This window comes from Idiomarina sp. ST20R2A10, from assembly GCF_051842345.1.
Classification (GTDB): domain Bacteria; phylum Pseudomonadota; class Gammaproteobacteria; order Enterobacterales; family Alteromonadaceae; genus Idiomarina; species Idiomarina loihiensis.
Window position 1 is genome coordinate 326280 of sequence record NZ_JBNIEY010000002.1, and the last position, 20546, is coordinate 346825.

Here is a 20546-nt window from a genome sequence, read left to right on the forward strand (position 1 = left end):
ACAAGTTATCTCACGGGACAAACATCCAGTATCCCGCAACGATATCAGTAAAAATGCAATAAAGGTTCTTTACCGCCTGCACAACAGTGGTTTTGAAGCCTATCTGGTTGGCGGCTGCATCCGCGATATTCTTCTGGGGCTTGAACCAAAAGATTTTGATGTCACCACTAATGCCACACCAGAGCAAATTAAGTCCCTATTTCGTAACTGTCGCCTAATTGGTCGTCGCTTCCGCCTGGCCCATGTGGTGTTTGGAAAAGAAGTTATTGAAGTTGCGACTTTCCGCGGCCACCACGGTGACAGCCCGCAGGAAGAAAATAAGAAAAACCGCACGGCAGACCAGGACGAGCACGGTCAGCTGGTTCGCGATAATGTCTATGGCAGCATAGAAGAAGACGCCGAGCGTCGCGACTTTACCGCCAATGCGCTGTATTACAATATCGCTGACTTCGCCATTTACGATTTTGCCAACGGCGTTGATGACATTAACGCTGGCATTTTGCGGATGATTGGTGACCCGGAAGTACGCTACCGTGAAGATCCGGTGCGCATGCTTCGCGCCGTTCGCTTTGCCACAAAACTGAATATGCAGATGGATAACTCGGTCAGCGGCCCATTAAAAGAACTAGCGCCGTTACTGATAAACATTCCACCGGCGCGTTTATTTGACGAATTTCTGAAAATGTTTATGTCGGGCAAAGCTGAAGCTAACTTCCTGATGATGACCAACTTCGGACTGTTTCAGCAGTTATTCCCAATGCTGAAAGATTACGTCGCTGACGAACAAAGCCCGGCCTACCAAATGATGCTGAAAGCCTTTAAAGACACCGACAGACGCATTGCAGAAGAGCAGCGTGTTACTCCGGCCTATTTAATTGCCGTGTTGTTGTGGTGGCCATTACAGGCTCGACGCGAACAACTTGAGAACGAAGGTGGTCTGCCACCTATGGACGCATTAAACGTTGCCGCCGCTGATGTTATTCACAGACAGTCGCAACGTGTTTCGTTGCCCAAGCGGTTCAGTCTGCCAGCCAGAGATATCTGGCAGTTACAGCGTCGTTTGAATATCACTAAAGGTGTGCGGGCTCAAAAAGTGCTTGAACATAAGCGGTTCCGCGCCGCTTACGACTTTTTATTGTTACGCTCTTATGCGGAAAATAGCGATAAAAAATTAGCCGGACTGGCAGAGCACTGGAGTAAAGCGCAGGACAACCCGGCGCAATTAAAGTCCTCAAAGCCGGAGGCGGGATCAGGCCGACGCAAACCGCGCCGTCGTCGTGGTCCACGCCGTAAGCCTCAGGAAAATAAAGGTAATGACGCAACATAAAGCCTTTATTGCGCTGGGTAGTAACCTGGGTAAGCCGGTGGACAATATTCTATCGGCTTTAAAGGCGCTGAATAATGATTCACGCTGGCAATTATTAGCTTATTCCTCTCTTTACGGTAGCAAACCTATGGGCCCGCAAGACCAGCCCGACTACGTTAATGCCGTTTGTTCCGTAAGCACCAGCTTACCGGCGGCCGAGCTTCTGCAAGCCTTACACGATATAGAAGATGCTTTTGGTCGTAAACGAGTCAGGCATTGGGGCGAGCGCACACTGGACCTTGACCTGCTGCTGTTTGATGAGCAACAACATCAATCGGACTCTCTCAGGGTTCCTCACCCGGGGTTATACGAACGCAGCTTTGTACTTTATCCTCTGGCCGAAATAGCCGCCGACAAACTTTTGCCTAATGGCAATACCGTAAAACAACAAACAGAGACTCTTACCGAAGAGGGTCTGGACGTGCTAATCTGTCGGTCTGATATAACCATCTAAAACTGCTGAAGGTGCGTCATGGCAACAACCAAAACCAGCATTGCAACTTTACAAAAAATGAAACGGGAAGGAACCAAAATCAGTTCCCTCACCGCCTATGATTCAAGTTTTGCTAAACTCATGACCGAGCAAGGCGTCGACTTTATTCTGGTGGGCGATTCACTGGGTAATGTTGTGCAGGGACGCGACTCAACTGTGCCGGTAACTGTCGATGATATGATTTACCACACTCAGTGTGTGCGTCGTGGTGCCAGCAATGCCTTTGTTATAGCAGACATGCCATTTATGACTTACAGTACGCCCGAACAAGCCTATGATGTGGCGGCAGCTTTAATGCAGGCAGGTGCCAACATGGTCAAACTGGAAGGTGGTCACTGGCTGGTTGAAACCATTGAAGGCTTGAAAACCCGGGGCATTCCGGTTTGCGCTCACCTTGGTTTACTGCCGCAATCGGTTAATGTTCTTGGTGGTTATAAAGTACAAGGCAAAGAGCAGCAACAGGCCGACGACACACTGAACCAGGCTTTGGCTCTCGAACAGGCCGGCGCGCAATTACTTGTTCTGGAATGCGTACCCGCGTCTCTGGGTAAACGTATTACCGAGCAGCTATCTATTCCTACTATTGGTATTGGCGCAGGTGCAGACACCGACGGACAAATTTTGGTTATGCACGATATGCTCGGCATGAACAGTGACTATCTGCCTAAATTTGCCAAAGACTTTTTGGCTCAGGGCGGCTCGCTTGCTGATGCATTCCGTTTATATTCGGAACAGGTGCGCTCAGGCGAGTTCCCGACAGCAGAGCATAGCTACAAATGAGAATTTTAAAATCACTTGCTGAGCTTCGCAGATGGCGTCAACAGCAGTCTGAAGTAGCTTTAGTACCGACTATGGGCAACCTGCACGATGGTCACCTGCAGCTGGTTAAAACAGCGTTAGAACGATGCGACAACGTGGTTGTCAGTATTTTTGTCAACCCGATGCAATTCGGTGCAAACGAGGATCTCGACAGTTACCCACGCACGCTGGAGGCCGACTGCCAGGCGCTGGACGCTTTAGGTGTTTCTGCGGTATTTACGCCTCAGGTAAATGATGTCTACCCGCGCGGTCTCGACAAACAGACTCGTATTGAAGTGCCCGGCATCAGTGACATTCTTTGCGGAGCCAGTCGCCCGGGGCATTTCACCGGCGTCGCAACTATTGTTTGTAAACTATTTAATATGGTGCAGCCACAGCTGGCTGTATTTGGCGAAAAAGATTATCAACAGCTTCAGGTTATTCGCTTAATGGTACAAGACCTAAGCCTGCCAGTAGAGGTTCTGGGAACAGCCACACAGCGTGAAACCAGTGGTCTTGCCATGAGCTCGCGTAACGGTTACTTATCCACAGAGCAAAAGCATCAAGCGGCGGAGCTTTATAAAACTCTGGAAGAAACCAAAGCTAAACTGAGTGTAAACACTGACTTTGGTGAGCTGGAAGCTGCAGCAAAAGAAAAGCTGACCCAGGCGGGGTTTGTGCCGGATTATTTCAGTATTCGTAACGCAGCAGATTTGCAGGAAGCGACGCCTGAAGACCACGAATGGGTCATTCTGGCAGCCGCTTTTATGGGCAAAACACGCTTAATTGATAACTTACGAGTTACCAACGCAGCGGCTAAATAAGCATACCCAGTTCGCGCATTTCAGTATGCAGAGCGCCACGCAAACTGGTGGCTTTTGCCGCAATTTTACGCTGTTCGCATAAAACTTCCTGCAGCATCTCATTGGTTGTTAATGGGTTTGCCAGCACCACGCGGAAAACCACCGTTGGTTCATGATGATATTGAGCCGGTGTTAACTTAGTCCGGGATACAAATGACTGTCCCGTCTCCCGCTGACGCTTCTGAATATATCGCGTCAGTGCGTTTAAGTGCGGAGTTAGCCGCGCCAGCTGCTCTGGCGTCGCTTTATCCAACACCGTTTTTACTTTGATTGGTACAAAACGATAGGTCAGAATACAAAGTTCAGGCTCAGTAATGACTTCAAAGTCATCCTGCTCAGAAATCAGCTTAGAGAAATAACGTGCTTTATCAATACTGTTATTAATCAGCAGCTCGTAACCACGACGTCCGATAACATGCATGGCCGAAAATACCATCATAGCCATGCCCGCGCGTGAACCTTCCATGGTATGCGAACCTAAATCTTTTGAGCCCTGACGAATAATATACTCGGCATGGTATTCTATGGACTTAACCAATGATGGGTTCTTAAATAACACCAGCCCAGCGCCCATAGGGACGTACATTTGCTTATGCGCATCAATAGTCACACTGTCGGCTCTCTCGATACCGGCCAGTAACGGACGATGCTGTTCAGACAATAACGTCGCACCACCCCACGCGGCGTCTACATGAAAGTGAGCATCCACTTCTTCTGCAACAGTCGCCATTTCGTCGAGCGGATCAATGTGGCCGGTTTCTGTTGTACCAGCGACACCAACCAGCGCAAGCACCTTACCGCCTTCTTTTGCAATTTTTTCGCAGGTTTTTCGTAATTCATCAATACGAATACGGTTATCACTGTCTGTTGCCACCGACACTAAATTTCGGCGACCAATACCAAGTACATCCGCAGCTTTACTTAATGAATAGTGCCCACGCTCGGACACCACTACAGTTAACTTTGAGTAGCCATAATGCTGAAGACCTGCGGCCAGTCCATCGGCTGAAATGCCCGCGAAATCACCATCTGCCTGTAACAACCGGTTGCGCGCTACCCACAGAGCCGTCATGTTGGCTATGGTTCCGCCCGAGCAAAAAGCTCCCAGCGAGTGCTGAGCGCTATGCATCCAGCGATTATAAAACGGCGCGTCCTGCTGATACACCAGATGATGCATCATGCCAATAACGTTACGCTCCAGCGGCGTAAAGGCTTTAGAGGTCTCAATTTTAACCAGATTCTGATTCAGCCCCACCATAAGCTTAGCTAAAGGCAGCAGGAAATACGGCAAGGCTGATGTCATATGGCCGATAAAACGCGGCGACGCCGTATGCACCGAATGAGCGACCAGCTTATCCAACAGAAATTCAGTATGGTCGGAAACAAAAGCGGGTTCTTCTGGTATCTGCGACTTATCGAAGTCACGCTCAATTTCCTGCAGCGGCTTTTCGCGGGCAACAATATGTTCCCCCAGAAAACCCATCAGGTTTTCTGAGAGATGCTTTTCGATTTTACCCAGCGTTGAATCAGGAGCCTCGGGTATCGTAAATATGCGATACAGCGATTCCTGATTTACTTCCGCTATGTCTGTTTTAGGGCTCAATCAAGACTCCTTAGATAAATTCGCGTGCAGTTGCCATAAAGCCTGACCGCTGTTCTTATATTTGCGCTCAAAAGGCGTTATTGGCTCAGCGTCATCGGACAACAGTGAGATATCGGCATAATGCCCGCTCACCTTAAGTGCCTGCGCCACTTCTAACAAGTATAGGCTCCAATTAGAACGCATATGCAATTCACCACCAAGCGCAACCACATCTTTCCATACCGGACTACCATGCCAGCGGCGTGCTAAATGAGCCGATTTAGGCCAGGGGTTAGGGTAAAAAATGCAATGCTGCCGGGGCTGCCATCCGGCTCTGTTCGCCAACCGCCAGAAGTCATTCAGGTCGGCTCTTACCACCCAGTACCGCTGACCATTCTCGCTGGTCTGATAGTGGCTGTGACGGTCAACCCGATGCGCCGATTTATCAACGCCGATAACCATAGCATCGGAATGAATTTCTGCCAGTTTTGCAGTACTTTCGCCCACGCCGCAGCAGGAATCCAGAATAATCGGCCCACCCCAGCTTTCAACTTGCGCGTTGATTTCGTCAAACGCCTGCTGGTTGTGCTCCTGAATAGGTTTCAGAAACTCACTTTCTAAATGGCGACGGACTGCTGCTTCAGTGTCTTCATGCGGTCCATTCTGGTTGGTTGTAACCGGTCTTGCCTGCTGCATCAGGAACGGATTCCTATGCCTTTATCGAGAATATAATAAGCCGCCGCAAAGAACAGCACATTGAAGCCCACCAGAACCGCTATGGCAAGACCTATACCCACGTCTGACTGGCCTAAGAAACCATAACGGAAGCCATTAACCATGTACAACACCGGGTTTGCCATAGATACTTTCTGCCAGAATTCCGGCAACAGACTGACCGAGTAAAACACACCGCCTAAGTAGGTTAGCGGCGTCAGTACGAATGTCGGTACGATAGAAATATCATCAAAGGTTTTGCCGTAAACAGCATTAATTAACCCGCCCAGACAGAAGAGTGTGGAGGTTAAAATGACGGTTAATATGACATAACCAATATGAGCAATTTGGATGTCTTCTACAAAGAAGAAAGACACACAAGTGACAATAACCGCGACGATCAAGGCTCTGGCCATACCGCCACCGACATAACCGGCAATAATAACTGCGGTAGGAACAGGGGACACCAGCATCTCTTCGATATTGCGCTGAAACTTAGCACTAAAAAAAGACGACGCGACATTGGAATAGGAGTTAGTAATAACGGACATCATAATAAGGCCCGGAACAATGAACTCCATGTAGCCGACGCCACTCATTTCACCAATTCGTTCGCCCACAATGCTACCGAAAATGACGAAGTACAGCGTCATGGTAATAGCCGGCGGCACCAGAGTTTGTATCCAAATACGAAGAAAGCGGGTGCACTCTTTTATCCAGATGGTTTTTAACGCAATAAAATTAGCTGCAGAATGGCTCATTTGGCTTCCTCCTGCTGACGCCCTTGCTCGACCATAGACACAAACAATTCCTCTAAACGGTTGGCTTTATTACGCATTGACAATACTTTTACTTTTTGGGCAGAAAGCTGCTCGAACACGGCGTTCAGCCCGGCATTTTTATCAACTTCCACTTCCAGTGTCTGCTCATCTGTCCAACGGTGATTAAAGTTCTCTATTTCTGCGCCGTTATGGCCCGGCTCTAAATCTAAGACAAAGGTTTCCCGGCTTAGCTGCGCCAGCAAGCGCTTCATTGACGTGTTTTCAATAATCCGGCCACTATCAATAATACCGATGTTACGGCACAGCGTTTCGGCCTCTTCCAGATAGTGGGTGGTCAGAATAATGGTAATACCCTGTTGGTTAATCTTGGTCAGGTAGTCCCACATAGAGCGGCGCAATTCGATATCAACGCCTGCCGTTGGCTCATCCAGAATCAGTAATTTAGGTTCGTGCAGTAATGCGCGGGCTATCATCAACCGGCGTTTCATGCCTCCAGACAAAGAGCGTGCCGGTTCATTGCGCTTATCCCATAACCCCAACTGTTTCAGGTATTTTTCAGAACGTTCCTTAGCCAGCGAGCGAGGAACACCATAGTAACCCGCCTGATTCACGACAATTTGCTGAACCGTTTCAAACTGATTGAAGTTAAATTCCTGCGGCACCAAACCAATCTGGCGTTTTAAATCGGTGAGCTGCGTGTCTAAGTCGTAACCAAAAACCTTCACCTGACCCGAGGTTTTATTTACCAGCGATGAAATAATTCCGATAGTGGTCGACTTCCCGGCTCCATTAGGGCCAAGCAGTGCATAGAAATCACCTTCTTCAACCTCTAAATCAATACCTTTTAAGGCTTCAAAACCACCACGGTATGTTTTGCGTAAGCCTGTAATTTCTAAAGCTTTCATAGACCTCTTTATGACTCCTTTCCATAGCCCCAGCGGCTGACTAAACGCTGCTCAAGGCCAAGATGATCCAACATTCTGGCCACCATAAAATCGATTAAATCATCAATGCTTTCTGGTTGATGATAGAAGCCCGGCGCTGCCGGCATTATCGTTACGCCCTGCTGACTGAGTTGCAGCATGTTCTGTAAGTGGATTGTCGAAAGCGGAGATTCTCTCGGAACCAATATCAATTGGCCGCGCTCCTTCAATACGACATCGGCGGCGCGCTCGATCAACGTATTACTACTGCCATGCGCAATTGACGACAAGGTACTGGTTGAACAAGGGCACACCACCATTTTCGCGGGCGCCGCTGAACCCGAAGCCACCGGCGAAAACCATTCTTCTTTGCCGTAAACTTTGAGTTGCTCAGCACCAACCGAAAAGTGTTCACACAGCATTGCCGCAGCTTTGTCAGGAGCAGCCGGAATTTGCATGTCCTGCTCCGTTGCCAGTACGACCCGGGCAGCACTGGAAATGAGCAACAGCACCTGTTGATCCTGATCAAGCAAACATTGTAACAAACGCAGCGCGTAAGGGGCACCCGAGGCACCGGTTATCGCAACAGTAATTCTATTGTCGGTTTTCATTGAACGGTTCCTGTGTCATCCAGTTATTGCAAGGCTTTAAGAAAGCGCTGGTGCAAACCATCAAAGCTGCCATTACTCATAATAAGTACGGCGTCTCCTGCTCTGACTTCGGCTAGCAACCCTGCCAGCAAGTCGTCGGTCGACTCAAACACATGCGCCTTGGGCATTTTTTCGGCCAATTGCCATTGTAGCCCTTCGGGCTGCAATACGAATACATTGTCTGCGTCTTCTAATGACTGAACCAAGGTGTCGCTGTGGACGCCCATTTTCATGGTATTTGAGCGCGGTTCAAGTACCGCAATAATGCGACTGTCAGGCTGATGCTGCCGCAAACCGGATACGGTTGTCTTAATCGCGCTTGGGTGGTGAGCAAAATCATCAAAGACTTTTACGCCGCGGTGCTCGCCCAGTAACTCCATACGTCGTTTGGGACTTCTAAAACGGTTTAACGCCTGCGCACTCTGCTCAGCTTTTATGCCAACATGAGCGGCGGCGATAATGGCCATCATGGCATTATTAACGTTATGAGTACCCAATACGTTCCAGCGAACCTGCGCAATACATTTGCCCTGATAATGCACTTCGAACTCCGTACCGTCAGCTTTAAGCAATTTAGCCTGCCAGTCGCCCTGCTCACCCATACGCACCACTGGGCTCCAGCAGCCTTGCTCCAGAACTTCATCCAGTGCTTTATCGCCCGCGGGTAGAATCACCTGACCGGTGTCGGGAACAACCCGCAGCAAATGCGCAAACTGTCGTTGGATAGCTGCTAAATCAGGGAAGATGTCTGCATGATCAAATTCCAGATTATTCAGAATTAACGTATCTGGTGCATAATGAACAAACTTGGATCGTTTATCAAAAAACGCCGTATCGTACTCATCGGCTTCAATCACAAAGAAGTTCGAATCGGTTAAACGTGCACTGACCGGAAAGTTCCCCGGTACGCCACCAATCATAAAACCGGGGGCGAATCCGTTGTCTTCTAAGATCCAGGCCAGCATACTCGCGGTGGTGGTTTTGCCGTGAGTTCCGGCAACCGCCAATACCCAGCGCTGGGTTAATACGTTGTCGTGCAGCCATTGCGCGCCGGACACATAGGGAATGCGCTCGCGTAAAACAGCTTCAACTTCGTCGTTACCACGGCTTAACGCGTTACCGATAATCACTATGTCGGGGCGTGGCTTTAAATTGTTATGCGAGTAGCCCTGCATCAATTCAATACCGAGATTTTCCAGTTGCGTGCTCATGGGCGGATAGACCTTAGCATCAGACCCGGTCACCCGATGGCCCAGTTGCTGTGCAATGGCGGCCACGCCTCCCATAAAAGTTCCGCAAATCCCAACAATATGAATGTGCATGTGCTCTCTAAATCCGTTCGCTTTAAAAATACCGAAAGTGTACCACCGTACTCACTGACAAGCAGGATTTTTACCAAAAAATAAGGTATCATTTGCGCTCTCTGAACAAACATTTGTTAGCACCCAATAACCAGAGCTGCAGGAACTTTCATGAAACGTTTATTACCAACACTGAGAGCGGATCAAACCAGTGAATCGCTTATCTCTGTTATTAACACCATTCAAATTGCAGCCAAGGAAATTTCTTTCCGTCTGCATCAGGGCGCATTAGCCGGTGTATTAGGCTCAACTCTGGACGAAAACATTCAGGGCGAAACGCAAAAGAAGCTCGATGTTGTCGCCAATCAGCTGTTAAAAACTCTGTTGCTTGAGTCACCTAACGTCCATGCTGTTGCTTCTGAAGAAGAAGATTCCATTGTTGAGAGCCCGAATTCAGGCCATTACCTGGTGGCATTTGACCCACTGGACGGTAGCTCTAACATCGACATAAACGGTGGTGTGGGTACTATTTTCTCTATTCTGCGTAAGCCTGAAGGCGAAGAGACCAGCGAGAACATGTTCCTGCAACCAGGTAAAGCTCAGGTTGCTGCCGGTTATGTTTTGTATGGTCCTGCAACTATGCTGGTTATGACGACCGGTAAAGCGGTGCGCATTTACACTCTGGATCAGACCGTTGGTGAATTCTTATTGACCCACGAGAAAGCGGAAATCCCGAAAGATACCAAAGAGTTTGCCATTAATATGTCGAACCGTCGTCACTGGGCTGACCCAATCCGCGCTTACATTAGCGACTTGCTGGAAGGCGAAGAAGGTCCGCGCGGCAAGAACTTTAATATGCGCTGGAATGCCGCGATGGTCTCTGATGTGCATCGGGTTATTTCGCGTGGTGGTTTATTCACTTACCCCTGGGATGCTCGTAAGCCGGAAAAACCCTTTAAGCTGCGTCTTTTATACGAAGCTGCGCCTATGGCTATGCTGGTGGAAAAAGCCGGCGGGAAAGCCACTGACGGTTACAGCCGTTTAATGGAAATTGTACCCGAGCATATTCACCAGCGCGTCTCGGTGGTTATGGGATCTGCCAATGAGGTAGATGTGTGTATGGATTACCATAAGCAACATCCAAAACCTTATTAGACTGATGTCGATAGTGCGCGGCTATTGCGTGAGTAGCCCGAGCCGCTATAATCGCGCAGTACCTTTTATTATTTTATTACTACAGCAGGAAGTACTATGAGCTTAGGAAACGTAACGGCTGGCGCAAACATGCCAGAAGAAGTTAACGTCATCATCGAGATTCCGGCAAACGCCGATCCGATTAAATACGAAGTTGATAAAGACACCGGTACATTGTGGGTTGACCGTTTTATGGCAACCGCTATGTTTTATCCGGCTAACTACGGTTTTGTTAACCAGACACTGTCTCTGGATGGTGACCCGGTTGACGTACTCGTCCCGACTCCGTATCCGCTGCAAGCTGGCTCTGTTATTAAATGCCGCCCGGTTGGCGTGTTAAAAATGACTGACGAGTCAGGTGAAGATGCGAAAGTTATCGCGGTTCCGGTCAGTAAGCTGACTAAAGAGTACGATCACATCAATGACGTTGATGACCTGCCTGAGTTGTTAAAAGCACAAATCACTCACTTCTTCGAGCGTTACAAAGAGCTGGAAAAAGGTAAGTGGGTTAAAGTTGACGGTTGGGGTGATGCCGCTGCAGCAAAAGAAGAAATTGTGTCTTCTTTTGAACGTGCGAAAAAGTCTTAATATAAAGTGGTAAGCAGCACCGACGTGATGAATGCCGTCAATCTAGAAAAACTGAGTTTTTCCTGGGCGGGACAAAAACCAACCCTGGATATTCCTGCCTGGCAGGTAAAACAGGGTGAAACGGTGCTGCTGCGCGGCCCCAGCGGTAGCGGTAAATCAACATTACTATCGCTGTTGGCCGGCATTAATACACCGGAACAAGGCCGGTTAGACCTGTTTGATACTGCATTCTCCAGTCTGTCCGGCAGACAACGAGACCATTATCGTGCTGACAATATTGGCTATATATTTCAGCAATTTAATTTGCTGCCCTATTTATCCGCCTTAGACAACACTTTACTCGCCTGTCAGTTCTCGAAAAAGCGCAGACAACGTTTAGCAGAGCAGGGAACATCGGCAGAAGCGACTGCGCTGGAAATGCTCAAACGCTTAGGTTTATCCTCAGAACAAATTCAGCAACAGGCTCATACCCTCAGCGTTGGTCAGCAACAACGGATAGCAGCTGCCAGAGCCTTACTGGGAGCACCTAAACTGCTGATAGCGGATGAACCAACCTCGGCGCTGGATGCTGAGCACCGGGATACCTTTATTCAATTATTACTCGAGCTGAGTAGCCAAAATAACACCACGGTTATTTTTGTGACTCATGACGCCGCTTTGTCTTCTTATTTTGATAAACACGTCGAGCTTAACGAACTTAATCGGGCGGGGGCTAAATCATGATCCGCCTTGCTATAAAAAGCCTATTGAACCGACGCGCGAGTGTGCTTTTAACTGTTATGGCGATTGCTGTCAGCGTTACCTTATTACTGGCAGTGGAGCGTGTCCGTGACCAGGTACAAAGTCATTTTGCCAATACAGTTTCTGGTACTGACTTAATTATTGGCGCCAGAACCGGACAGACACAGTTGTTGCTGTCTTCGGTATTTCATATTGGCAGCATGACCAACAATATGAGCTGGGAAAGCTTTGCCGATATTAGTAGCCGTCCTGAAGTCAGTTGGGCCGTGCCAATTTCGCTGGGTGACAGTGTCCAGGGATTGCCAGTTGTAGCGACAACCAATGCGTATTTCGAGCATTTTAAATATGCTGATAAGCAACCTTTAGAGTTTTCACAAGGCCAGCCTTTTGCCTCAAATGAAGACGTTGTATTAGGAGCTGATGCGGCAGAGAAGCTGTCAAAAGCCATTGGTGACGATATCATTATTGCCCACGGCAGTGGCGGCATTAGCTTTAGCGAACACGATGAGCACCCATTGACGGTTACTGGTGTTCTGCAGCGGACAGGAACCCCGGTTGATCAAGCGGTGCTGGTAACCTTGCACAGCCTCGAGATGATTCACAGCGGTGGGGCCGGGCACGACGAAGAACATAACCACAACCATGAACACGAACATAACGATGCTCATGCCGACGAGCACGAGCATCATGGCGAAGCCCCGGCTGAAAGCATCAGTGCCGCATTACTTGGCTTAAAGGCCAAGCCTCTGGCTTTGCGCCTACAACGTCAAATCAACACCTATGACAAAGAGCCTTTAACCGCTCTGCTACCGGGAATGACGCTGCAGGAGCTATGGAAAACCTTAAGAGTTTTCGAGCAGGCGTTAACCGCCATCTCGGCTATGGTGGTGCTGATTGGTCTGCTGGGTATGCTGACAATTATGCTTGCCAGTTTAAGGGAACGCCGTCGCGAAATGGCGGTCTTAAGAGCCGTGGGCGCAGGTCCGGGAACAATATTCGGCTTATTACTTAGTGAAGCCCTGCTACTTACCGTGGTCGGCGCTTTCTCTGGCTTACTCTTGCTATATGGCCTGCAATGGTCGTTGGCCGGCGTTATCCAGTCGCAGACAGGGTTAATCTTCACCAGCTCATGGCCCAGCATTAGTGAGTGGTGGCGCATAGTACTCGTGATTGGTGCAGGCTTTATGTTAAGTTTAATTCCCGCATGGCGTGCGTATCGCCAATCTCTTGCAGACGGACTTACGGTGAAAATATGAAGAAGTTATTTGCGGTTGCACTCTTAATGCTAACCCTTCCCGCATTCGCGGCTGCTGAAAAAATTGGCTGGAAGGATCTCATCCCTGAAGGATTTACTCCGCCTCCGGTCAAGCCTCAGTCATATTATGATGCCAACCCGGACGAAGACAAGCAGGTTAGCCTTGACGCGCCTGTAGTTGAATCTCTGGACGGCAAAAAAGTGCGGATTCCTGGCTACGTTGTGCAACTGGAAGGGAACGCTGATAACGTCACTGAATTTTTACTGGTTCCTTATTTTGGTGCGTGCATCCACGTTCCGCCACCACCGCCAAACCAAATTATTCACGTTGAATACCCGGAAGGTGTTCCCTACGAAAACACTTATGATGCTGTTTGGATAGAAGGCACCATTAAGGTAGAACGCAAAGAAGGTGACCTTGCGGTTGTAGGCTATCAGATGAAAGCCGATAGCGTAGAAGTCTATAACTAAGAATAACTCATTTGCTTTTGTAACAAGCAAATTAACTGGTCAGCGGGCATTGGTTTAGCAAAGAAAAAACCTTGCCCCTCGGTGCAGTCCAACCCTAAAAAGTAGTCCAGTTGCGACTGCTCCTCGATACCTTCAGCCAGCACTTTTAAACCTAAACGACGAGCCATGTCGACAATAGTCTCTATGATGATCTTGCCGCTCTTCTCATCTGAATTATTCACGAAGGTTTTGTCTATTTTAATTCGATCTAAGGGCAGCTTTTGTAAGTAACTGAGTGATGAAAAGCCGACACCAAAATCATCAATTGCCACCTGAATTCCTTGCTGCTTCAAACGCCTTAAAATGTCAGCAACCAGATCAGGGTCTTCCATCACAATACTTTCTGTAATTTCCAGCTCAATTCGCGTCGGATCGATTCCCCATTGTTCTATTTGCTTTTCTACCAGCTCAGGAAAGTCACGCTTTCGAAATTGTGGTACTGAAACATTTACCGCCACCCGAAGCTGGGGAAGACCAATTTCATCAAAGGCATTAATTTGACGACAGGCTTCTTCAATAACCCAGGGGCCTATTTCTACAATCAGCCCGGAGTATTCAGCCAAAGGAATGAACTCTGCAGGAGAAATAAAAGAACCGTCGCTTTGAGGCCAGCGCAGAAGTGCTTCTACACCTACAACTTTTTTTGTTTTCAGCTCAACTTGAGGCTGATACCAAACCTGCAGTTTTCTATTGGCAAAATCAGCGCGCAACCTACGAACCAGATGAAGCCGTCGTTGAGTGTCTTGTTCCATCGACGGCTCATAATAGTTATAACGGTCAAAAGAGTTATTTTTAGCATTTTTTAGAGCGATATAAACTTGCTTCAGCAATCCTTTGCCATTAACACTCTCAGGGTTTGTGGCTGAGGCAAAGCCACAAGTTACCCGCAATGGTATGTAATGTTCCCCGGCTCTAAAAGGTAAGGCAAAAAGCTCACTGAAAGCATTAGGCGTGACAATATTCGCAGGACCGTAAACGCCGAATACGTCGGCAGAAATCCGCGAAACAAAGACTTTATCGCCAAGTTGGTCCGTGAGACGCAGAGCCACAGCTCGCAACAGTAAGTTACCCACATCCTGCCCTAATCCATCGTTAACATCAGAAAAGTGGTCGATGTCGATGACAGCGATCATTTTATCCTTATCCGACTTTTCAGACAGAGCTTGAAGACACCGTGTAAACTCGGCTCGATTAGGAATGCCAGTTAAAGGGTCAAGGTACGCTGCAGTCCGCAGTTCTTCGAATAAATTTGCATTCTCGAAGCCAACCGCAATATTGGCTAAAAAGACTTCCAGCAACTCCTGATCATACCCAGCTACAGCATTTTGGGTTTCTATGTAGGCAGCCGCCTGATGCGCCTGGCCATCAATAAAGAAGACCGTCGCGGTGTCTGTATGAATATGGCGCTGTTCACTCAGGCATTTTATGACATTTTTTTCTATTTCTTCAGAGTTAAGAGTGGATAAACTCTTATTAATACTATCGGCGAAGTGCCCGGCAGCTCCTAGTACCAGAATATCATTGTTTTTATGAGGCGCTCTGGCACCAACAATCCCTTCAGCGCGTAAGCCAAGCAAAGAAGCAATTTGTGTGACTACACCTTCAGAAAAGTTAACAATGGAATGTTTTTCCATTAAGTTGGAAGCCGAGTGAATGATTTTACGCAAACCCCGACGATTTTCATTAATGGTGCAAAGTTGCTGATACGAGCGGACAGCAGAAAATACAGTGGTTAAAAGACGGCTTCTTGTAAGTTCTGTTTTTGTCTTGTAGTCGTTAATATCATAATTTTTTACAACACTCTCTTCGGGAGCATAACCCGGTTGCCCTGTTCGCAGCACAATCCGAATCTCGTCATTGCCTAACTGCTCCCTAATGGCCTGAGCCACTTTTAAACCGGCGTCATCGGTTTCCATTACAACATCAAGCAATACCATGGCGATGTCGTCATGTTCAGTCAGGCGATCAAGCGCTTCACTGCCACTATAAGCATGGAAGAACTCTAGCTGGCGGCCACTTATAATAACATCAGCAAGCGCCATTTTAGTGACCGCATGAATTTCCTGATCATCATCAACAATCAGAATTTTCCAGAAACCTTTACTGTACTCTGCCGGAGTAACTTCATCGTCGTCGTGAAGAAACAGCGGTTCATCTTGACTACTGACCATGCGTTGAGGCCATCCATCTATAAGAAATTACAAACATATAACAATTTAGCTTATATGCTGAACGACCTGCAAGCTTTGAATAGTCTAATTAATCGATTAAAAGTGAACTTCGACTCCAACAAACGGGCCTTTAAAGGTCACATCTGAATAAATATCATCGACATCATCAAGCTCTATCACCGAATGGCGATAACCTGCATTAAGGCTTACATCGACAGCTAAGTTATCAACTAAACGATATTCGATGCCAATTTGCGCATCCTGAACTTTACTGTCTTTCGCGCTAAGCGCACTGGCATCAGCAAAGAAGGTCCAGTCGGTAGCTGGTATTCCAACTCGCGCTGCTACATAGGCTGTAGGCACAACAACGGAAAAGTCCTGGCGGCCAATAGTATCGCTGCCTAGCACCCACAAACTGCCGTCGAAATCCATAGCATTGACGCCAACATCAAATGAAACTAAATCATTATCGAAAATTTCGTAGTAAAAAATGTAATCTCTATGACTAAAGTCATTTTTTCCGTAATCGCTGGTAACTTCCAAACTATTTTCCCGTACTTTAATATTTGGGATAAATGGAACCGGGTGCTCTAATGCGATGTAGTAACTGCTTTGACTTTCATTCTCGAAATTAGGTTCTATTACGTTAGAAGCAAAAGCATACTCGCCTTCACTGTCGGCATCCCAGAATTGTCCACCGGCATAAACACCAAAAACTGTATCAGCCAGCGCACTGGCAGGAGCAACCGCTAATACAACGGCTAACGCTAATGTCTTTTTATACATAACTTTTCCTATTAGATGTCGAGTTCTCTATTTTTTAACTAGAAATTGAACGGTTTGTTTGGAGCCTGACTGAAAATGTAAGGTCAGAGAAAAGCTTTCTTTGGCTTCAAGCGGAGATTTCAAGCCAAACAACATAAAGTGATACCCTCCTGGTTGAAACTTAATTGTTTCACCCGGAGCAATAGACAGCGATTTAACCTCTTCCATTTTCATTACATCGCCAGACATTGTGTGTCGATGTACTTCGGCTACTTTACTAACGTCTGAGCTAATGCGGGTAATTTCGACAGGGGTATCTTTCAGGTTTTCAAGTGTGGCATAAGCCGCGCCATTTTCGGTTCCCGGGATAGTCGCACGAGCCCAGGCATCGTCAATTTTTAATGTCTCGGCGGCGACTATAACCGGTAACAAACTCAATACAGCAATTATTGTTTTAAACATAGCCTAAGCCTTATTGGATTTAACTTAGGCTTTATATTACACGTGATTAACCCGTTCTAGAAACCTTTGGTTTGCGAAATATAAAGTAAAGAACCAGAACACAAAGAATCAGCGGCCAAAAGAAACCTATTCCACTGAGTATTAGCGCAATAAATGCTGCACCAGCGCCTAAGAGCACGCTACCGAATACCGTAACCACCACAAAAAATACCAGACCGACAAAAAATAAACTGATCAATAAAGTAACCGACAACTCAATCACCGAGCCAAGAGCCATTCCGAAAACTGAAAATATCTCTTCAGCGAAAAAGAACAGGCCAATAACAGATAAAACTAATAACCAACCAAAGCTGCGATTCGACATGACAATAACTCCAATAGTGAGCAATTTAACTATACTTAGTCTTTTGATTACAACTACCATGCCAACTATTTATCTTATATATTTCAGTTAGTTAAAATTTAAAACCTTAACCTGAAATAAAAAAACCGCCAATAAATGGCGGTTTTTACTAATATTAGCTCTCGGAGACAATTAAAATTTATATTCAACTTCCGAGTAGAAATAGCCACCATTGAAGCCGATAGGCGAGTTAGTTAATGGGTACTTAAAAATACCATTAAACTGATTTCCTTCTGAGCGCTCGTCAGGATACTCGTTGAACAGGTTCTGCGCTCCCACTCTCACAGCCAGAGCATCGTTCCACTGATAATTAACGGTGACGTCTGTTATCCAGTTAGGACCGTATGTCTCGGTTCCACTGCTGTAACCAATGGCATAGTTACCAAAATAACTGAACTGGACATTACTGGTCCATTTGCCCTTAGTATGGGTTAAACCAATTGACCCTGAATGATCAGGTGTGGAGCGCGTCATACGTATTTGCTCATCACTATCAAACAGAACATCGTCCAGCCCATCTAATAATTGCGGCAGGTTAATAGAGTCAATGTCCGTAGTATTATAACCATAAGCTAACTGCGCTTTAAGGTCGCCGTAGTCGCCGATACCGAAGGTTTTACTGGCTACAATATCTAGCCCTTTGGTTGTCGTATCAACAGCATTAAGAAAAAACCGCGCGTTTTCCGCCGCTGTACCGGCAAGCGCTTCTTCCACAGCCGGAGAATCACCAGGGGCAACATCGCCGGATAAAATTATCCGATCCTCAATTTCGATTTGAAATGCGTCAATGGTGATTGCCAGACCATCATAACCATTCCAGACCATACCCAGGCTAACGCTTTCAGATTCTTCCGGTTGAAGAGCACCAATACCCAGAGCCTGAGTTACCGGGCTAATATTATTAAAGGTTCCTGACTGTTCAGGCTCCAGCCCGTTGCCGCGATCAACAAACAGGGTAGAGATATTGCTAAAGTACAATTGTTGTACGCTAGGTGCTCTGAAACCTGTATTAATGGCACCACGTACCGCAACTCTGTCGGTTAAATCATAACGACCGGAAAGCTTCCAACTGGTGTTATTGCCAAAGTCTGAGTAATCTTCATATCGAACCGCAGCGCCCCACATAAAGTCGGTTGTGAGCTGGTTTTCTGCTTCAACATAAACACCCACATTATCGCGCGACTCATCTACTTCCGAATCAGGAGAAAATCCAGTGAAGCCCTGACTGCCACCGGGTCTATCTTCGTAGCCACCATTAATGTAAGAAGCTTCTTCACCGGCAATAACTTCATAAGAGTTTTCGCGGTAACTAATACCCATAGCCAGGGAAATTTCTGAGTTATTCGCAAATGGGATAAAGCGTTGGGCGTCTAAGGTAACATTGGATTCACTGTTTTCCAGCGTACCTGCATCAAATGAAGTTGGTGTAAGTTCCGGGCCTAAAGACGCATTTAATGAGTTCTCAACGTTATACTGAAACTTACTGAAGCCATAGCCACCGCTAAAATCTAACGTCCATTCGCCGACTAACCATTCGTAGCCAGCATAAATTGAGTGATCATTAACGTCAGGGGCTAAAATAGGTAAAAAGCCGTCCGGATACAATTCAGTTAATGTATTACTTTGAAGAGCCCGACGATAAAACGCACCTGATTCAGAAGTGCGATCACTGATCCCACCGAACGCATAAAAATTGCCTTCACCTATAGCGATGTCCATGTTCGCAAACAACGAAGCATTTTCGTATTCTGCGTCACCAACATGAAAACTCTGTCTGTCAAAGGTCTCTTCTCTTGGATCGGGATCGCCATTTGGTAGTTCTGGATACTGTTGGCGCGGATCGGGGCCAGCACGATTGGTTCTGTTTTTATGATGCAACTCGCCAGACAGAGTTAGTGCACCGTCGTTTCCAATAGCAAACCCGGAGCTGGCAGAAAGTTTCCATTGCTCGCCATCACCTTTATAGGTTTGGCCACCTTGTATACTGGCATTGCCGCCACTGGCATTGTCTTTCAAAACGATATTGATAACACCAGCGATAGCATCTGAACCGTATAAAGCCGCGGCGCCGTCCCGCAAGACTTCAATACGTTTTATTGCCGCCATAGGAATAGCATTCAAATCCACGTTTGAACTGCCTCTTCCTGTTGTTCCGCTTAAATGAACTAAGGCTGACTTGTGACGTCTTTTACCGTTAATGAGTACTAATGTGTGATCCGGAGACAGGCCTCTTAAAGAAGCCGGACGAACTGCATCTGTGCCGTCTGTAACCGATGATGATGGAAAATTAAAGCTAGGTACCGCGTACTGAAGAGCTTTAGCGGTTTCAGTAATACCTGTCGCGGCTAAGTCCTCTCCACTAATGATGTCCACTGGTGCAGCGCCGTCTGTTGCCGTTCTCATCGATAATCGGGAACCTACAACCTGAATCACTTCTTCTACGTCTTGCGCAGAATCTTGTTGCGCTGACGCAACTGGCGTAATGAAAAATGAGCTCGCCAAAGCAAGCGTAATAGCATTGAAACGTTTCATACTGCTCTCCCTATAATTATTACAGTGAATATAGCAGTAAATTGGCAGTTTGGTTCAGTCTGTAAAGCAATTAGGTATAAGCAAACGTTATAGTAGCCTGATGCTCTTGCATCAGGTGAGGTGGTAAAGGAGTAAAGCCTCAGAGAGCTCACCTGACGTGAACGTCAGGCTACCCAGCAGACATAAAAAAAGCCCCCAGCGTGAGCTGAGGGCTGTTTTATTTGTAGTCTGGACAAGGTTTCGAAGAGCTCAACCTGTTCAGCGGGGTAAAGCCAAATGCTTGGCTTTACCAGGGACCCGCTTCACCCTACTCTCGTCGTAGGTCCACACCAGAAATAAAAAACCCCAGCCGATTGGGCTGGGGTTATTTATTTGTAGTCTGGCGGTGACCTACTCTCGCATGGGGAGACCCCACACTACCATCGGCGCTGGTGTGTTTCACTTCTGAGTTCG

At 47.2% G+C, this 20546-nt stretch carries 20 protein-coding genes and 1 rRNA gene; 9 read left to right on the forward strand and 12 right to left on the reverse strand.

Translation table 11 applies throughout. The features are described 5' to 3' along the window. Positions 1 to 7: 7 nt before the first annotated feature. The 4 genes from pcnB to panC are packed head-to-tail and all read left to right on the forward strand — an operon-like array spanning position 8 to position 3481. The gene (pcnB, locus tag ACP7H9_RS05685) at positions 8 to 1327 is read left to right on the forward strand and encodes a polynucleotide adenylyltransferase PcnB (protein WP_034822013.1); all 1320 of its coding nucleotides are present in this window, start codon (positions 8 to 10) and stop codon (positions 1325 to 1327) included. Then, positions 1314 to 1820 carry a 2-amino-4-hydroxy-6-hydroxymethyldihydropteridine diphosphokinase gene (gene folK / locus ACP7H9_RS05690; RefSeq protein WP_034822010.1) on the forward strand — a complete coding sequence of 169 codons (507 nt, stop codon included), beginning with the start codon at positions 1314 to 1316 and terminating at the stop codon, positions 1818 to 1820. Before pcnB ends, folK begins: the two co-directional genes overlap by 14 nt. Before the next feature lie 18 nt (positions 1821 to 1838). Continuing rightward, positions 1839 to 2639, forward strand: a complete 801-nt coding sequence (gene panB / locus ACP7H9_RS05695; protein WP_011235481.1) for a 3-methyl-2-oxobutanoate hydroxymethyltransferase — start codon at positions 1839 to 1841, stop codon at positions 2637 to 2639. Further along, complete coding sequence (gene panC, locus ACP7H9_RS05700) at positions 2636 to 3481, forward strand: pantoate--beta-alanine ligase (protein WP_011235482.1); 846 nt, start codon at positions 2636 to 2638, stop codon at positions 3479 to 3481. Before panB ends, panC begins: the two co-directional genes overlap by 4 nt. Here panC and panP read toward each other — a convergent pair. Genes panP through mpl form a run of 6 tightly spaced genes read right to left on the reverse strand, consistent with a single transcriptional unit; the run spans position 3474 to position 9493 of the window. Next, entirely contained in the window at positions 3474 to 5123 is a 1650-nt protein-coding gene (gene panP, locus ACP7H9_RS05705; protein WP_114981648.1) for a pyridoxal-dependent aspartate 1-decarboxylase PanP, read from the reverse strand. The two genes, panC and panP, sit on opposite strands and share 8 nt — an antisense overlap. Continuing rightward, complete coding sequence (gene trmB / locus ACP7H9_RS05710) at positions 5124 to 5798, reverse strand: tRNA (guanine(46)-N(7))-methyltransferase TrmB (RefSeq protein WP_114981647.1); 675 nt, start codon at positions 5796 to 5798, stop codon at positions 5124 to 5126. After that, positions 5798 to 6577: an ABC transporter permease gene (locus ACP7H9_RS05715; RefSeq protein ID WP_034822007.1), complete on the reverse strand. Its 780-nt coding sequence runs from the start codon at positions 6575 to 6577 to the stop codon at positions 5798 to 5800. Before ACP7H9_RS05715 ends, trmB begins: the two co-directional genes overlap by 1 nt. After that, positions 6574 to 7503: an ABC transporter ATP-binding protein gene (locus ACP7H9_RS05720; protein WP_011235486.1), complete on the reverse strand. Its 930-nt coding sequence runs from the start codon at positions 7501 to 7503 to the stop codon at positions 6574 to 6576. The genes ACP7H9_RS05715 and ACP7H9_RS05720 overlap by 4 nt, the downstream gene beginning before the upstream one ends. Before the next feature lie 8 nt (positions 7504 to 7511). Continuing rightward, the gene (locus ACP7H9_RS05725) at positions 7512 to 8132 is read right to left on the reverse strand and encodes a flavin prenyltransferase UbiX (RefSeq protein ID WP_114981646.1); all 621 of its coding nucleotides are present in this window, start codon (positions 8130 to 8132) and stop codon (positions 7512 to 7514) included. 23 nt (positions 8133 to 8155) lie between these two features. Continuing rightward, the gene (mpl, locus tag ACP7H9_RS05730) at positions 8156 to 9493 is read right to left on the reverse strand and encodes a UDP-N-acetylmuramate:L-alanyl-gamma-D-glutamyl-meso-diaminopimelate ligase (protein ID WP_439222337.1); all 1338 of its coding nucleotides are present in this window, start codon (positions 9491 to 9493) and stop codon (positions 8156 to 8158) included. Between the two features lie 150 nt (positions 9494 to 9643). Here mpl and ACP7H9_RS05735 point away from each other — a divergent pair, with 150 nt between their 5' ends. From ACP7H9_RS05735 to ACP7H9_RS05755, 5 genes are all read left to right on the forward strand, one after another. Further along, positions 9644 to 10627 carry a class 1 fructose-bisphosphatase gene (locus tag ACP7H9_RS05735; RefSeq protein WP_011235489.1) on the forward strand — a complete coding sequence of 328 codons (984 nt, stop codon included), beginning with the start codon at positions 9644 to 9646 and terminating at the stop codon, positions 10625 to 10627. A gap of 96 nt (positions 10628 to 10723) precedes the next feature. After that, on the forward strand, positions 10724 to 11254 hold the full coding sequence (ppa, locus tag ACP7H9_RS05740) for an inorganic diphosphatase (protein WP_011235490.1): 531 nt from the start codon (positions 10724 to 10726) through the stop codon (positions 11252 to 11254). A 27-nt stretch (positions 11255 to 11281) separates the two neighbouring features. Continuing rightward, positions 11282 to 11977 carry an ABC transporter ATP-binding protein gene (locus ACP7H9_RS05745; protein WP_110014324.1) on the forward strand — a complete coding sequence of 232 codons (696 nt, stop codon included), beginning with the start codon at positions 11282 to 11284 and terminating at the stop codon, positions 11975 to 11977. Beyond that, positions 11974 to 13251, forward strand: a complete 1278-nt coding sequence (locus ACP7H9_RS05750) for an ABC transporter permease (RefSeq protein ID WP_110014296.1) — start codon at positions 11974 to 11976, stop codon at positions 13249 to 13251. Before ACP7H9_RS05745 ends, ACP7H9_RS05750 begins: the two co-directional genes overlap by 4 nt. Next, positions 13248 to 13721, forward strand: coding sequence for a DUF3299 domain-containing protein (locus ACP7H9_RS05755; protein WP_011235493.1), 474 nt, complete (start codon positions 13248 to 13250; stop codon positions 13719 to 13721). Before ACP7H9_RS05750 ends, ACP7H9_RS05755 begins: the two co-directional genes overlap by 4 nt. On the opposite strand, the gene ACP7H9_RS05760 is transcribed toward ACP7H9_RS05755, so the two are convergent. From ACP7H9_RS05760 to rrf, 6 genes are all read right to left on the reverse strand, one after another. After that, positions 13718 to 15931: a bifunctional diguanylate cyclase/phosphodiesterase gene (locus ACP7H9_RS05760; protein WP_114981644.1), complete on the reverse strand. Its 2214-nt coding sequence runs from the start codon at positions 15929 to 15931 to the stop codon at positions 13718 to 13720. The two genes, ACP7H9_RS05755 and ACP7H9_RS05760, sit on opposite strands and share 4 nt — an antisense overlap. Before the next feature lie 96 nt (positions 15932 to 16027). Then, positions 16028 to 16717, reverse strand: coding sequence for a TIGR04219 family outer membrane beta-barrel protein (locus ACP7H9_RS05765; RefSeq protein WP_011235495.1), 690 nt, complete (start codon positions 16715 to 16717; stop codon positions 16028 to 16030). A gap of 27 nt (positions 16718 to 16744) precedes the next feature. Then, a complete protein-coding gene (locus tag ACP7H9_RS05770) occupies positions 16745 to 17158 on the reverse strand; it encodes a copper chaperone PCu(A)C (protein WP_114981643.1) in 414 nt (137 codons plus the stop codon). Positions 17159 to 17204: 46 nt separating this feature from the next. Continuing rightward, entirely contained in the window at positions 17205 to 17522 is a 318-nt protein-coding gene (locus tag ACP7H9_RS05775) for a hypothetical protein (RefSeq protein WP_011235497.1), read from the reverse strand. A 171-nt stretch (positions 17523 to 17693) separates the two neighbouring features. Continuing rightward, on the reverse strand, positions 17694 to 20093 hold the full coding sequence (locus ACP7H9_RS05780) for a TonB-dependent receptor plug domain-containing protein (RefSeq protein ID WP_114981642.1): 2400 nt from the start codon (positions 20091 to 20093) through the stop codon (positions 17694 to 17696). A 377-nt stretch (positions 20094 to 20470) separates the two neighbouring features. Next, positions 20471 to 20546 (reverse strand): 5S ribosomal RNA (rrf, locus tag ACP7H9_RS05785); the annotation flags it as partial.

Coding starts and splice junctions, on each gene's coding strand:
- panB (WP_011235481.1), top strand. CDS start 1,839: ATGGCAACAACCAAAACCAGCATTGCAACTTTACAAAAAATGAAACGG.
- ACP7H9_RS05755 (WP_011235493.1), top strand. CDS start 13,248: ATGAAGAAGTTATTTGCGGTTGCACTCTTAATGCTAACCCTTCCCGCA.
- ACP7H9_RS05745 (WP_110014324.1), top strand. CDS start 11,282: ATGAATGCCGTCAATCTAGAAAAACTGAGTTTTTCCTGGGCGGGACAA.
- mpl (WP_439222337.1), bottom strand. CDS start 9,493: ATGCACATTCATATTGTTGGGATTTGCGGAACTTTTATGGGAGGCGTG.
- ACP7H9_RS05720 (WP_011235486.1), bottom strand. CDS start 7,503: ATGAAAGCTTTAGAAATTACAGGCTTACGCAAAACATACCGTGGTGGT.
- trmB (WP_114981647.1), bottom strand. CDS start 5,798: ATGCAGCAGGCAAGACCGGTTACAACCAACCAGAATGGACCGCATGAA.
- ACP7H9_RS05765 (WP_011235495.1), bottom strand. CDS start 16,717: ATGTATAAAAAGACATTAGCGTTAGCCGTTGTATTAGCGGTTGCTCCT.
- ACP7H9_RS05735 (WP_011235489.1), top strand. CDS start 9,644: ATGAAACGTTTATTACCAACACTGAGAGCGGATCAAACCAGTGAATCG.
- folK (WP_034822010.1), top strand. CDS start 1,314: ATGACGCAACATAAAGCCTTTATTGCGCTGGGTAGTAACCTGGGTAAG.
- ACP7H9_RS05750 (WP_110014296.1), top strand. CDS start 11,974: ATGATCCGCCTTGCTATAAAAAGCCTATTGAACCGACGCGCGAGTGTG.
- ACP7H9_RS05760 (WP_114981644.1), bottom strand. CDS start 15,931: ATGGTCAGTAGTCAAGATGAACCGCTGTTTCTTCACGACGACGATGAA.
- panC (WP_011235482.1), top strand. CDS start 2,636: ATGAGAATTTTAAAATCACTTGCTGAGCTTCGCAGATGGCGTCAACAG.
- ACP7H9_RS05775 (WP_011235497.1), bottom strand. CDS start 17,522: ATGTCGAATCGCAGCTTTGGTTGGTTATTAGTTTTATCTGTTATTGGC.
- ACP7H9_RS05715 (WP_034822007.1), bottom strand. CDS start 6,577: ATGAGCCATTCTGCAGCTAATTTTATTGCGTTAAAAACCATCTGGATA.
- ACP7H9_RS05780 (WP_114981642.1), bottom strand. CDS start 20,093: ATGAAACGTTTCAATGCTATTACGCTTGCTTTGGCGAGCTCATTTTTC.
- ACP7H9_RS05770 (WP_114981643.1), bottom strand. CDS start 17,158: ATGTTTAAAACAATAATTGCTGTATTGAGTTTGTTACCGGTTATAGTC.
- ppa (WP_011235490.1), top strand. CDS start 10,724: ATGAGCTTAGGAAACGTAACGGCTGGCGCAAACATGCCAGAAGAAGTT.
- ACP7H9_RS05725 (WP_114981646.1), bottom strand. CDS start 8,132: ATGAAAACCGACAATAGAATTACTGTTGCGATAACCGGTGCCTCGGGT.